This window comes from Labrys monachus (genome assembly GCF_030814655.1).
Lineage (GTDB): Bacteria > Pseudomonadota > Alphaproteobacteria > Rhizobiales > Labraceae > Labrys > Labrys monacha.
The window spans coordinates 934,699-948,513 of the sequence record NZ_JAUSVK010000001.1 but is presented as its reverse complement, the minus strand read 5'-3'; the positions used below and the strand labels follow the sequence as shown (position 1 = coordinate 948,513).

At 69.0% G+C, this 13,815-nt stretch carries 7 protein-coding genes; 1 reads left to right on the top strand and 6 read right to left on the bottom strand.

Features of this window, described 5'->3' with window-relative positions:
- The first annotated feature begins 3 nt into the window (after positions 1-3).
- Positions 4-2,403: a phosphoketolase family protein gene (locus J3R73_RS04180; protein ID WP_307422770.1), complete on the top strand. Its 2,400-nt coding sequence runs from the start codon at positions 4-6 to the stop codon at positions 2,401-2,403.
- Positions 2,404-2,564: 161 nt separating this feature from the next.
- On the opposite strand, the gene J3R73_RS04175 is transcribed toward J3R73_RS04180, so the two are convergent.
- The 6 genes from J3R73_RS04175 to J3R73_RS04150 all read right to left on the bottom strand — a co-directional run bounded on the left by J3R73_RS04175 (position 2,565) and on the right by J3R73_RS04150 (position 13,763).
- The gene (locus tag J3R73_RS04175) at positions 2,565-3,458 is read right to left on the bottom strand and encodes a universal stress protein (RefSeq protein ID WP_307422766.1); all 894 of its coding nucleotides are present in this window, start codon (positions 3,456-3,458) and stop codon (positions 2,565-2,567) included.
- Between the two features lie 169 nt (positions 3,459-3,627).
- Complete coding sequence (locus J3R73_RS04170; protein WP_307437077.1) at positions 3,628-5,877, bottom strand: xanthine dehydrogenase family protein molybdopterin-binding subunit; 2,250 nt, start codon at positions 5,875-5,877, stop codon at positions 3,628-3,630.
- Positions 5,878-5,890: 13 nt separating this feature from the next.
- Positions 5,891-6,877, bottom strand: a complete 987-nt coding sequence (locus tag J3R73_RS04165; protein ID WP_307422763.1) for an FAD binding domain-containing protein — start codon at positions 6,875-6,877, stop codon at positions 5,891-5,893.
- Positions 6,874-7,539, bottom strand: coding sequence for an aldehyde dehydrogenase iron-sulfur subunit PaoA (gene paoA / locus J3R73_RS04160; protein WP_307422760.1), 666 nt, complete (start codon positions 7,537-7,539; stop codon positions 6,874-6,876). The genes J3R73_RS04165 and paoA overlap by 4 nt, the downstream gene beginning before the upstream one ends.
- A 298-nt stretch (positions 7,540-7,837) precedes the next feature.
- Positions 7,838-10,330, bottom strand: coding sequence for a circularly permuted type 2 ATP-grasp protein (locus J3R73_RS04155; RefSeq protein WP_307422757.1), 2,493 nt, complete (start codon positions 10,328-10,330; stop codon positions 7,838-7,840).
- A 103-nt stretch (positions 10,331-10,433) separates the two neighbouring features.
- Positions 10,434-13,763 carry a transglutaminase family protein gene (locus J3R73_RS04150; protein ID WP_307422754.1) on the bottom strand — a complete coding sequence of 1,110 codons (3,330 nt, stop codon included), beginning with the start codon at positions 13,761-13,763 and terminating at the stop codon, positions 10,434-10,436.
- Positions 13,764-13,815: the final 52 nt, after the last annotated feature.

Genomic DNA, 13,815 nt, shown 5'->3' with positions numbered 1-13,815 from the left:
ATCATGACCAACGATCCGACGCAGGGCCCGCCGACGCTGGGCCAGGACGAACTCGCCCAGATCGACCGCTACTGGCGGGCCGCCAACTACCTTTCCGTCGGCCAGATCTACCTCCTGGACAACCCGCTCCTGCGGGAATCCCTGAAAGTCAGCGACGTCAAGCCGCGCCTCCTCGGCCACTGGGGCACCACCCCCGGCCTCAATTTCCTCTACGCGCATCTCAACCGCATCATCCGCCGGGACGATCTCAACATCATCTTCGTCTGCGGTCCCGGACATGGCGGCCCCGCCGTGGTCGCCAACACCTATCTGGAAGGCAGCTACAGCGAGTTCTATCCGGAGATCACCCAGGACGAAGACGGCCTGCGCCGCCTGTTCCGGCAGTTCTCCTTCCCCGGCGGCATTCCGAGCCATGCCTCTCCCGACACGCCCGGCTCGATCCATGAGGGCGGCGAACTCGGCTACGCCCTCGTCCATGCCTATGGCGCCGCCTTCGACAATCCGGACCTCATCGTCGCCTGCGTCGTCGGCGACGGCGAAGCCGAGACCGGTCCTCTCGCCGCCTCCTGGCACTCGAACAAATTCCTCAATCCCGTCCATGACGGGGCCGTGCTGCCCATCCTCCATCTCAACGGCTACAAGATCGCCGGGCCGACGATCCTCGGTCGTCTCGGCGACGAGGAAATCCGCAAGCTGTTCGAAGGCTATGGCCACGAGGTCTTCTTCGTGGAGGGCGACCAGCCCGGCCCGATGCACGAGGCCATGGCCCGGACCTTCGACGAGACCTTCGCCCGCATCCGCGCCATCCAGGACAGGGCGCGTTCCGGCGCCGGCGCCGAGCGCCCGCTCTGGCCGATGATCATCCTGCGCAGTCCCAAGGGCTGGACCGGGCCCAAGGAGGTCGACGGCCTCAAGACCGAGGGCTTCTGGCGGTCCCACCAGGTGCCGCTCAGCGGCATCGCCACCAATCCCGCCCATCTGGCGCAGCTGGAAGCGTGGATGAAGGGCTATCGCGCGGAAGACCTGTTCGACGACAAGGGCCGGCTCGTGCCCGACCTGCAGGCGCTCGCGCCGCAGGGCCCGCGCCGCATGGGGGCCAATCCCAACGCCAATGGCGGCAGCGTGCGGCGCTATCTGCACTGTCCGGATTTCCGCGACTTCGCGGTGGCGGTGACATCCCCCGGCGCCCATGAGGGCGAAGCCACCCGCGTGCTCGGCACTTATCTGCGCGACGTCATGCGGCTCAACGCCGAAGCCCGCAATTTCCGCATCATGGGGCCGGACGAGACCGCCTCGAACCGCCTCGACGCCGTCTTCGAGGTCACCGACCGCGTCTGGATGGAACCGACCATCCCCGAGGACGTGCACCTCTCGCCCGACGGGCGCGTCATGGAGGTGCTGAGCGAGCATCTGTGCCAGGGCTGGCTCGAGGGCTATCTGCTGACCGGCCGGCACGGCTTCTTCTCCTGCTACGAGGCCTTCATCCACATCGTCGATTCGATGTTCAACCAGCACGCCAAATGGTTGAAGGTCTCGCGCAAGATCGGCTGGCGCCAGCCGATCGCCTCCCTCAACTACCTGCTGACCTCCCATGTCTGGCGGCAGGACCACAACGGCTTCAGCCATCAGGATCCGGGCTTCATCGACGTCGTCGCCAACAAGAAGGCCGACATCGTCCGCATCTACCTGCCGCCCGACGCCAATACGCTTCTATGGGTCGCCGACCACTGCCTGCGCACCTATGACCGCATCAACGTCATCGTGGCGGGCAAGCAGCCCTCGCCGCAATGGCTGGACATGGACAGCGCGATCAAGCATTGCCGGGCCGGGATCGGCCTGTGGGACTTCGCCTCGAACGACGAGGGCAGCGAGCCCGACCTCGTCATGGCCTGCGCCGGCGACGTCCCGACGCTCGAGACGCTGGCGGCCGTCGACCTGCTTCGCACCCATTGCCCGGCGCTGAAGATCCGCGTCATCAACGTCGTCGACCTCATGGCGCTGCAGGATCCCCGCCAACACCCGCACGGCCTCGACGCCCGCGAGTTCGACGGGCTCTTCACCACCGACAAGCCGGTGATCTTCGCCTATCACGGCTATCCGCATCTCATCCACCGCCTGACCTACCGGCGCGCCAACCACGACAATTTCCACGTCCACGGCTTCATGGAGGAAGGCACGACGACCACGCCCTTCGACATGGCCGTGATCAACGGCCTCGACCGGTTCCACCTCGCTATCGCCGCGATCGACCGAGTGCCCGGCCTCCTGCCGGCCGCAGCCCATGTCAAGCAGGCGTTCCAGCACAAGCTGATCGAGCATGAGGACTATGTCCGCCGCTACGGCGACGACATGCCGGAGATCAAGAACTGGGTCTGGCCGTCGAGGACCCCGGGCACCGCCTGAAGCCTGCGGTCGATCAATTCCAGCGAACGATCAAGGCCCGGCAGCGACGCTGCCGGGCCTTTCATGCGTTGAGGCCCGGGAATGGCCCGGTGTCGCCGGCAGCCTGCCAGGAGGGAGGCACGCCCAGGGCCGTCGGCCGGCCCCGAGCGTGCGGCGCGGCCTCAATGGGCCATGAGAAGCGGCAGGTCGCTGGTGCGGATGAGATCCTGCGTCGCGCCGCCGAGGATCCATTCCCGGAAGCGCGAATGGCCGTAGGCGCCGGCCACGATCAGGTCCGCCGAGATATGATGCGCCCGGTCGAGCAGCGCCGCGGCGACGTTCTCGCCGGGCGGCACCACGGTGACCGTGGTCTCGATGCCGTGCCGCGCCAGATGGGTGGCGATGTCCGCCATCGCTTCCCCGCCGCCAAGCCGTCCCTTGGCCGGCTCCTGCACGCCGACGAGCTCGGTCTTCGTCGCCAGCCTGAGCAGCGGCAGCGCCTCGGCGACGGCGCGGGCCGCCTCGCGCGTATCGACCCAGCCGATCATCGCCGTCTCGATGCGCGCTCGCGGCTTCACCCCGCGCGGCACGAGGTAGAGGCCGTGCCCGCCCTCGAACATCACCGCTTCGATCATCCTGTCCCAGTCGTCGTGGCCGTCGGCCCGGTAGGGGCATGACGCGACGAAGAGATCGGCCCAGCGCGCCTCGGTGCCGACCAGGCGCGGCAGCACGCCGGATACCTCCTCGACCTTGCGGACCTCGTTCGAAACCCCGAGACGCTGGAAGCGGGTTTCGAGCCTGTGCTGCACGGCGCGTCCCTCCTCCAGCAAAGTCTCGGTATATGCCGTGATCGCCGCCGCACCGGCCTCTTCGGCATAGAGGGTGATGTCGGAAAGCATGTTGGTGTAGAGGCCGGTGAGATGACCGCCCGAAAGGCCGGCGATCGCCTCGGCATGGGCGATACGGTTTTCATCCTCCTCGCCGCCGTCCAGATGCACCATCACGTCCTGGTAGCGGGTGGGGTAGCGCAGGGTGTCGCCGGGCTGGGACTGGGCGGAAGCGGGGGCCTCGGTCATGACGGTCTCCATGAGATATGCCGGAATCCATCGCCGGCCATCTCTCATTTTCCGCCGGACGACGGGTCGGCGCCTTGATCTACCTCAGAAGAGGCCGGCTGACAGCCATCCGTCGACGGGCGCGCTCCGCCTCGCGCCCGGCAGCGTCGCGTCGACCCGGCGGGATCCGTCAACCCGCCTGACGAACCGACAGGGAACTTCGCCTGTCCGGCCGGTCATCGGCCGCCCAGGCGTCGAGGACCTTGTCGAGCGTCAGCGGATAGTCGCGAATGCGGATGCCGGTGGCATTGTAGACCGCGTTCGCCACCGCTGCGCCGGCACCGCAGATGCCGAGTTCGCCGACGCCCTTGCTCTTCATCGGGCTCGATCGGGCGTCGAGTTCCGGCAGGAAGACGGCGTCGATGGCCGGAATATCGGCATGGACCGCCACGTGATATTCGGCGAGGTCGTGGTTGACGAAATGGCCATGGCGCTTGTCGATGACGGCGTCTTCCATCAGTGCGGCTCCGACGCCGAACGTCATGCCGCCGATGGCCTGCGAGCGTGCCGTCTTGGCATTGAGGACCCGGCCGATGGCAAAGACGCCGAGCATCCGGCGCAGCCGGATCTCGCCCGTCACGCTGTCGACGCCGACTTCGGCGAAATGCGCACCGTAGGAATGCTGGCTGTATTCCCTACGCGATTTGCCCGGGTCGGCCGCGCCGTCGGCCTGGATTCCGGCCGGCCGCGCGAGATCGGCCAGGCGCAGGGACCGGCCGCCGGCCCTGACGAAGCCGTCCTTGAACTCGGCGCCCTCCACCGGCAGCCCTGACCGGCGCAGGATGGCGTCACGCAAGGTGGAGCAGGCGTCGAACACGGCGGAACCGGCCGAATTGGCGCCGAAGGAGCCGCCCGAGCCCGGCGCTTCCGGCAAGGCGCTGTCGCCCAGTTCGACCTTCACCCCGTCGATCGGGAGGCCGAGCATGTCGGCGGCGATCTGGCCGAGGATCGTGTAGGAGCCCGTGCCGATATCGGTCATCGAGGTCTTCACCGTCGCGACGCCGCCGGCGTCCAGCGAGACGCTCGCCTTCGCCGCCAGCATGGGATTGCCGCGGATCGCAGCGGACATGCCCATGCCGACGAGCCATTCACCATCGCGAACCCGGCCGGGCTCCGGATGGCGCTTGTCCCAGCCGAACAATTCGGCGCCCTTCCTCATGCAGGGCACCAGCGCTCGGGACGAGAAGGGGATCTTCAGTTCCGGATCCTCGGCCGGTTCGTTGCGGATGCGCAATTCGATCGGGTCGATGGTCAGGGCGACCGCCAGTTCGTCCATGGCGCATTCCAGCGCCAGCAGGCCGACCGCTTCGCCCGGCGCCCGCATGGAAGCGGAGATCGGCAGGTCGAGCGTCGCGAGGCGGTGCTCCGTCAGCCGGTTCGGCGCTGCGTAGATGCTGCGCGTCGCATTGGCGGCCGTCTCGTAGAAGCTCTGCCCCGGCGTGTTGTTCGACCAGGAGAGATGTTCGATGGCAGTCAGCCGGCCGTCGCGTTCCGCCGCGAGCCGCAGGCGCTGGATGGTGTCGGTGCGGTGCGTGGTGACGTGGAACACCTGCTGGCGCGTCAGTGCCAGTTTCACCGGCCGCCTCACCATCCTGGCCGCGAGCGCCGCCAGGATCGCATCGGGCTGCACCTGGAGCTTGGAACCGAATCCGCCGCCCACGTAACGGCTGATCAGCCGGACCTTCTCCTTCGGGATCTGCAGGGTGGCGGCGACGGTGGCGATCCCCCGCGGCAGCATCTGGTTGGCAGTGTAGAGGGTGAGCCCGCCGCCGTCCCAGACCGCCAGGGTCGCGTGCGGCTCCATCATGGCGTGGCTCTGGGGCGGGGTCCGATAGGTGACGTCGATCTTCACGGGGGCCGCCGCGAAAGCCTCGTCCGTATCGCCGATGCGGCTGTCGGGCTGATTGCCGTTGCTGGCCTTCGGCACGACGGCCTTGGGCATCGCCGAGGCCAGGTCATAGCTGCCTTGTTCGGCCTCATAGGTCGGCTTGACCAGTTGTGCCGCCGCCCGGGCCTGCTCGAAGGTCTCGGCCACCACCAGGGCAATGGGTTGGCCGTGGTGGAGGATCGTCTCGCCGACCAGTTGCGGAATGGCGCCGTCGGCCTTTCCGCCCTGCTTCGGCGCGTTCCGGCGGGTGAGCACGAGCAGCACCCCGGATGCCCTTTCGGCTGCGGCGGTATCGAGCGCCGCGAGGCGGCCCTTGGCGATACCCGCCTCGACCAGGAAGGCATAGGCGGGAGCGCCGCCCTCCCGGTATTCATAGGCGTAGGGCGCGCGGCCGGTGACTTTCACCGGGCCGTCCGTGCGGTCGAGGGGGCGCCCGAGCAGTCCGCCCGCTTCGTCGAGCGGGGTCCGGCCCACCGGCTGGTTCATGTCGATCATGGGCGCACCTTCACGCGGTATGGGTGGCGGTGGAGAGCACTGCGCCCAGCGTCCGCCGGGCCAGCGGGATCTTGAAGTCGTTGTCGCCATGGCCGCGGGCACCGGAGAGGACCTCTTCGCCGGCCTCGGCGAAAGCCGCCTTGCCGGGCGCGGCGCCGATCAGGACTTCCTCGGCCGCGGCAACGCGCCAGGGTTTCGGAGCCAGCCCGCCGAACGCCATGCGGGCGGAGCGGATCCTGCCGCCTTCGACGTCGACGACGGCCGCGACGGAGACGAGCGCGAAGGCATAGGAGGCGCGGTCGCGCACCTTGCGGTAGATCTGCACGCCTTTGGGCGGCGGCGGCAGGGTGACGGCCGTGATCATCTGCCCGGGCTTGAGCACAGTCTCGACCTGCGGCGTCGTCCCGGGCAGGCGATGCAGGTCCGCGAGCGGAATCGTCTCGGCCCTGCCGTCCGGCAACATTGTCTCGACCCTGGCGTCGAGCGCCCGCATGGCGACCGCCATGTCGGAGGGGTGGGTGGCGATGCAGGCCTGGCTGCCGCCGACGATCGCATGGATGCGGTTGAAGCCTCCCAGGGCCGAACAGCCCGAGCCGGGATCGCGCTTGTTGCAGGGTTTGGTGGTGTCATAGAAATAATAGCATCGCGTGCGCTGCAGCAGGTTGCCCGCGGTGGTGGCCTTGTTGCGCAACTGGCCCGACGCGCCGGCGAGCAGCGCCCGGCTGAGGACGCCATAGCCCTTTCTGACCCGCGGATCGGCCGCCAGATCGCTGTTGCGGACGAGCGCGCCGATCCGCAGGCCGCCGTCGCCGGTTTCCTCCACGGCGGCGAACGGCAGGCGGTTGACGTCGACCAGATGCATCGGCTGCTCGACTTCGAGCTTCATGAGGTCGAGAAGGTTGGTGCCGCCGGCGATGAATTTGGCACCGGGCGTGCCGGCCACCGCCTTGGCCGCCGCCGCGGCGCTTTCGGGTCTCTCGAAGGTGAAGGTCTTCATAGCGGCTCTCCCGCGGCGTCCTTGATGGCGGCGACGATGTTGGGATAGGCGGAACAGCGGCAGATGTTGCCGCTCATCCGCTCGCGGATTTCGGTGTCGGTCAGCTCGGGACGGCTTTCGAGATCTTCCGTCACCAGGCTCGGCATGCCGGCTTGGTGCTCGCCCAGCATGCCCACCGCCGAGCAGATCTGGCCGGGCGTGCAATAGCCGCATTGGAAACCGTCGTGATGCACGAAGGCGGACTGCAGGGGATGCAGTTGATCGCCATGGGCGAGGCCCTCGATCGTGGTGACCGCGTCGCCCTCGTGCAGCACGGCCAGCGTCAGGCACGCGTTGATCCGGCGCCCGTTCACCAGCACCGTGCAGGCGCCGCACTGGCCATGGTCGCAGCCTTTCTTGGTGCCCGTGAAGCCGAGATGCTCGCGCAGCGTGTCGAGCAGCGTGGTGCGCGTGTCCAGGGCGAGGCTCCGCCCGACGCCGTTGATCGTCATCCGGACCGACAGGGTCGAGACGCCCGGATCGCTCGGAAGCACGGGCGGTGCGGCCGGAGCCGCCTCGGCGGCGAAGCCGGGCTGCACATATCCGAGGACCGCGAGAGCGGCCCCGCCTTCGAGGACCTGACGCCGTGTCAGACGCAAAGGCCTGCTGTCGTCTGCGCTCATTCCATCTGTCCCGTCTGTATGGTTTCAGCTTCCATCAGCCCGGCGCCCGTGGGCGATACTCGTTCGCCACGGCGGCGAAAGGGCGGCGGATCCGCTCGCGCGGCCATGACGGAATCTCAACAAGCCGTGAGCCCGGCCGAGCGCGGCAGCCGCTATGCGTGCCGCCGCCGGAAAGCCTCGGGAATGGCCCGCGGAACAGCCGCCGCCAGCCGCGCGGCGGGAAGCGGCCCCTGTTCAGCCATGACGGCGCGGCCGTTCCGGGCTCGCGGGCGTCCTGCCGCCCAGGGTGGCGCCGACCTCAGCCCAGCCCTTCCGTGATCTCGGCACGGGCCTCGTCCTGGTTGAAGTAGCGGGCGGTGATGTCAGTGGACAGCGCCAGGAGCCGGTTTTCGAGGGACAGGATCATGCGGTCGTCGATGTCGGCCGCAGCCGTCGTCTCGATCTCGGCCCTGAGGAGGCGCGAGGTGCGTGTCAGCGGGTCGACCTCGCCTTCGCCCACCACCCGCGGCAACTCGTTCTGGTGCTCGGCCAGCCGGGTGATCTGGAAGGCGGAGGAACGCGGATTGCCGTCGTCGAGCAGCACGAGGTCGAGCACCGGCAGGCGCAGCGTGCCCATGAGATAGCGGGCGCGATAGGTGATGCGGCTGTCGGTGACGCGCAACAGCGCGTCGAGCATGTCCGCCGACGCGTCGGCGGCGGCCAGGCGGCGAGCGAGACGGCAGGTCAGCACCGCCCGTTCCAGATGCTGGCCGATCCGCATGAAGCGCCATCCCGCCATGCGGTTCATGTTCTCGTGGGACAGGCCGGACAGGGCGGCGAGGACACGCAGATAGCGATCCGTGCGATCGGCGGCCGGCAGGTCGCGGTCGCTCTCGACCATGGCGCCGAGATCGGCGATCGCCTGCGTGGCGTCGCGCGACAGGCGTTCGCGGATCGAGGATGCCGTACGCCGGGCCGCACCAATCAGGGCCGGAATGCCGCCATCCTCGCGCCCGTCCAGCACGTCGCGCAGGATGGCTTCCGTCGCCTCGGCGGCATGGACCGGCTTCGCCTTCGCCGGCGGCGGCGCTCCCGCGGCGCCCCACGCGACGAGGAGATCTGTGAGGCGGTCGGTCGCCTGTGCGACGTCCTCATCCGCCTCGGCCGCCATCTCGCTGACGGCCCGCACCACGCGCAGCGTCGCCTCGGCCCGTTCCAAATAGCGCCCGAACCAGAAGAGATTGTCGGCGGCGCGGCTCGGCAGGTGGCCGAGACGTCGGCGGATCGCCACCTTGCCGGGCAGCGGCAGCAGCGAAACGTGATCGACCGGTCCCTCCGAGGTCACCCACACATCGGCCGACCGGCCGCCACGCTGCATCGAGAAGGCGCGCGGGTCGGCGCTTTCCGCCACGCGGCAGAATCCGCCGCGCATCACTTCCCAACCCTGCGGCGTCGACACGGCATAGACGCGCAGCGTGAAGGGGCGCGGCTCCAGCTTCTCGCCGGTCCACACCGGCATGGTCGAAAGCCTGACCATTTCCTGGGCGGCGACTTCCAGCGGATCGTTCCGGACGATCTCCCGCAGCCGCGCCAGGCCGTCCTCGTCCAGATCGGCGACCGCGTTCGCCCCTTCCCGGGGCAGGCCGGCGATGCGGCGCCCGAAGGCCGGGACGATGGCGAGCCGCCCGAGATCGCGCTCGATGTCGGCAAGCACCCCTTCTTCGCCGCACCACCAGGTGGCGATGTTGGGGAGCGCGAGCTCCGTGCCGAGGAAACGGCGCGCGAGCGCCGGCATGAAGGCCAGCATCGCCGGCGCCTCGACGAGGCCGGCGCCGAGGCTGTTGGCGACGGCGATCGTGCGCCGGCGCAGCGCCTGCACCAGCCCCGCCACGCCGATGCGGGAGGACGGGTTGAGCTCGAGCGGATCGGCGAAATCGGCATCCAGCCGCCGCACGATGGCGTCGATCCGCTTCAGCCCCTCGATCGTGCGGACATAGACGATGCCGTCCTGCACGGTGAGGTCGGCGCCCTCGACCAGGAGCAGGCCGAGATAGCGGGCGAGATAGGCGTGCTCGAAATAGGTTTCGTTGGCCGGGCCGGGCGTGAGCAGGCCGATGCGCGAGCCGTCGCGCCCCGCCTTGGCGGCAAGGGTGGAGCGCATGGCCTGGAAGAAGCCCGCCAGGCGCTCGACATGCATGTCGCGATAGAGGGAAGGCAGGGCCGCCGAAATGGCGAGGCGGTTCTCCAGCGCATAGCCCATGCCGGAGGGGGCCTGGGCACGGTCGCCGAGCACCCGCCAGCGTCCGTCCGGGCCGCGGCCGAGGTCGGCGGCGTAGACGACGAGATGCTCCGCGCCCAGCGGCACGGATCCCACCAGCGGGCGCAGGAAGTCGGGATTGCCGGCGACCACCGCCGCCGGCAGCGCGCCCTCCCGCACCAGCGTCGCCGGTCCGTACAGGTCGGCGAGGACATGTTCCAGCAATTGCGCGCGCTGGATGATGCCGGCCTCGATCGAGCGCCATTCGGCCCCCGGGATCACCAGCGGCACATGCGACAGCGGCCACGGCCTGTCCCGGCCGTCGGGCGTGTCGTAGACGCGGTAATAGACCCCGGAATTCTTGATCTGCCGGTCCGCGACCGCGAAACGCTGCGAGACGTCCTCCGGCTTGGCGCCCGCGATCTCCGCGAGGACGGGATGCCAGTGCGGGCGGATCTCGCCGGCTGCCGTCATCAATTCGTCGGCCGAGCCCGGCAGGGGCCGATAGCCGGCGAGCAGGGACCCCAGATCCGGCTTGCGCGACGGTGCGAGCATCAGGCGGTTCCCGAGCGCGGCCATCCCGTCCACCCGGCGAAGCGCGGGGGTGGCGGCATGTCGGCAGCGGACGCCATGTCCGCGCCTCGGGGGCAAGCCCGCCTCATCGCGCCGTCCTGCGCAGGTCGAGGGTGAGCGGGAACTCCGTCGTGCCTTCCGCCGGCGGCACCGGAGGCCAGCCCGGCGTATGGCCCATAGGCTGGAAGCGGGCGAGACGGCGCGCTTCCGCCTCATAGGCGTTGACGGGGAACGTGTCGTAACTGCGCCCGCCCGGATGGGCGACATGATAGACGCAGCCGCCCAGCGAACGGTTCGACCAGCTGTCGATGACGTCGAAGGTCAGGGGCGCGTGCACCGGGATGGTCGGGTGCAGGCCGGAAGCCGGCTGCCAGGCCTTGAAGCGCACGCCGGCGACCGCCTCGCCGCTCCTGCCGGTAGCTGTCATCGGCATGCGCCGGCCATTGCATGCGATGACGTGCCGGCCGGGCGTGAAGCCGTCGACCTTGACCTGCAGCTTCTCCACGGAACTGTCGACATAGCGCACCGTGCCCCCCGCGGCACCCTCCTCACCCAGGACATGCCAGGGCTCGAGCGCCTGGCGCAGTTCGAGCTCGACGCCCTCATAGCGAACCTTGCCGTAGAACGGGAAGCGAAACTCGCGCTGGGCCTCGTACCAGACGGGATCGAAGACATAGCCGGCGCGGCCGAGATCGTCGAGCACGTCGAGGAAATCGGCCCAGACGAAATGCGGCAGCATGAACCGGTCGTGCAGCGCGGTGCCCCAGCGGGCGAATTCCCCGACCTGGGGTTCGCGCCAGAACCAGGCGACGAGCGCACGCAGCAGCAATTGCTGCGCCAGGCTCATGCGATAGTCGGGCGGCATTTCGAAAGAGCGGAATTCGATGAGGCCGAGCCGCCCCGTCGCGCTGTCGGGCGAATAGAGCTTGTCGATGCAGATCTCCGCCCGGTGGGTATTGCCGGAGACGTCGACGAGGAGGTTGCGGAACAGGCGGTCGACCAGCCAGGGCGGCGGATTGCCGCCCTGCGGGCCGCGGACCATCTCCATGGCGATTTCGAGTTCGTAGAGGCTGTCGTGCCGTGCCTCGTCGATGCGCGGCGCCTGGCTGGTCGGCCCGATGAACAGGCCGGAGAACAGATAGGACAGCGAGGGATGCCGCTGCCAGTAGAGCACGATGCTCTTGAGCAGGTCCGGACGGCGCAGGAACGGGCTGTCGGCCGGCGTGACGCCGCCGAGCACGACGTGGTTGCCGCCGCCGGTGCCGACATGGCGCCCGTCGATCATGAACTTGTCGGCGCCGAGCCGGCTGAGCCGCGCCTGCTCATAGACGATCGAGGTGATGGCGACGGTCTCCTGCCACGAGGCGCCGGGCTGGACGTTGACCTCGATGACGCCCGGATCCGGCGTGACCTTGATCACCTGGATGCGCGGATCGAACGGCGGCGGATAGCCTTCGACATGCACGGCGAGCTTGTTGGCGACCGCGGTCTCCTCCACTGCCATGAGGAGGTCGAGATAATCCTCGATGGCGCTGACGGGCGGCATGAAGACGCACAGGATGCCGTCCCGTATCTCGAAGGTCATCGCGGTGCGCACCACCCCGGTGCCGAGTTCCTGTTCCGGCCGGACCGGCTGGGCCTGGTTCTCGGTGGTGCCCTCGACGCGGCGGAAGAGCTGCGCGGACTCGCCCGGGCCCGGCAGGTCGCCGCGCGGCAGCATCGGGTCGACCTCGTGGATATGGGGATAGGCCGGCGGCGGCACGTAGGGAAGCGCCGCCAGCGGCAGCCTGAGACCGGCGGGCGAATCGCCCGGCACCAGATAGAGCCGGCCCCGGCGCAGGCGCCAGCGCTCGCTGACCCAGCCGCCGCGGCTCTCCGCGTTCCAGCGCTGCACCGGCAGGACATAGCTCGCCGGCTGGTCCAGCCCGCGGTCGAACACGCGGGCGATGCGGGCGCGGTCCTCCGGATCGCGCAATTTCGAATCCATGGGATCGACATTGTCGGGGAGCTGGGCTTCCTGGAGGATCCAGTGCGCCGCATCCTCATAGGCGGGCACGGCATAGTCCGGCTCGATGCCGAGCCGCTCCGCCACGCCTTCCGCCAGGATCGCCATCGGCTTGGGATCGAAGGACCGCCGGCCGTTCTTCTTGATCGGCCGCGGCTCCCGGGCGATCGTGTCGGCATTGCGCCAGATCGGCTTGCCGTCCTTGCGCCAATAGAGGGCGAACGCCCAGCGCGGCAGCGACTCGCCCGGATACCACTTGCCCTGGCCGTAATGCAGGAAGCCGCCCGGCGCGAAGGAATTGCGCAGGCGGCGGATCAGCTCGTCGGCCCGGCCGCGCTTGGTGGGGCCGACCGCGCCGATGTTCCATTCCTCGCTCTGGTAGTCGTCGATCGACACGAAGGTCGGCTCGCCGCCGAGCGTGAGCCGCACGTCCTGCCGAGCGAGGTCCTCGTCGACCCGGGCGCCGAGAGCATCGAGATCCCGCCAGGATTCGTCCGAGAAGGGCAGCGTCACCCGCGGCGATTCGGCGATGCGCCGGATCTTCATGTCGAAGGAGAACGTCGATTCCACGGTGCCGACGGCACTCACCGCGCCGGTGATGGGCGCCGCCGACGCGTAATGCGGCGTCGCCGCGAGCGGCAGATGGCCCTCGCCCGTCATCAGGCCCGAGGTCGGATCGAAGCCGACCCAGCCTGCCCCCGGCAGGTAGACCTCGGCCCAGGCGTGGAGGTCGGTGAAGTCGTGCTCGGTGCCGCGCGGCCCGTCGAGCGCCTTGAGATCGTGGGTGAGCTGGATCAGGTAGCCCGAGACGAAGCGGGCCGCGAGGCCGAGCCGGCGCAGGATCTGCACCAGCAGCCAGGATGAATCGCGGCAGGAGCCGGAGCGAAGCGTCAGCGTCTCATCCGGCGTGTACACGCCCGGCTCCAGGCGCACGGTATAGCCGACCTCCTGCTGCACGCGCTGGTTCAGGCCGACAAGGAAATCGACGGTCGGCTGGCCGTCGATTTCGATCGAGGCCATGAAGGCGGAGAGCTTCTCGCCGGCCGGCTCGACCTCGAGATAGGGTGCCAGCTCGTGCTCGAGCGAGGCCGGATAGGCGAAGGGCAGCGTGTTGGCGTAGTCCTCGACGAAGAAATCGAAGGGGTTGATCACGGCGAGATCGGCAACGAGATCGACCTCGACCTGGAATCGGGTGGCGGGCTCGGGAAACACCAGCCGCGCCAGCCAGTTGCCGTGCGGATCCTGCTGCCAGTTGAGGAAATGGTTGGCCGGCTCGACCTTCAGCGCATAGCTGACGATGCCGGTGCGGGCGTGCGGCGCCGGGCGAAGCCTGACGACCTGCGGGCTCAGCGTGACCGGCCGGTCATAATCATAGGTCGTGCGATGATAGAGAGCGGCGACAATCGACAAGGCGGTATCCCGGCAAACGAGGTGGTACAGCGTATCGGTTTGCCTAGCTGCG

Bases quoted from the DNA above. Each gene is read 5' to 3' on its own strand.
- J3R73_RS04180 (WP_307422770.1), top strand. From the start codon at position 4: ATGACCAACGATCCGACGCAGGGCCCGCCGACGCTGGGCCAGGACGAA.
- J3R73_RS04165 (WP_307422763.1), bottom strand. From the start codon at position 6,877: ATGAAGACCTTCACCTTCGAGAGACCCGAAAGCGCCGCGGCGGCGGCC.
- J3R73_RS04155 (WP_307422757.1), bottom strand. From the start codon at position 10,330: ATGCTCGCACCGTCGCGCAAGCCGGATCTGGGGTCCCTGCTCGCCGGC.
- J3R73_RS04175 (WP_307422766.1), bottom strand. From the start codon at position 3,458: ATGACCGAGGCCCCCGCTTCCGCCCAGTCCCAGCCCGGCGACACCCTG.
- paoA (WP_307422760.1), bottom strand. From the start codon at position 7,539: ATGAGCGCAGACGACAGCAGGCCTTTGCGTCTGACACGGCGTCAGGTC.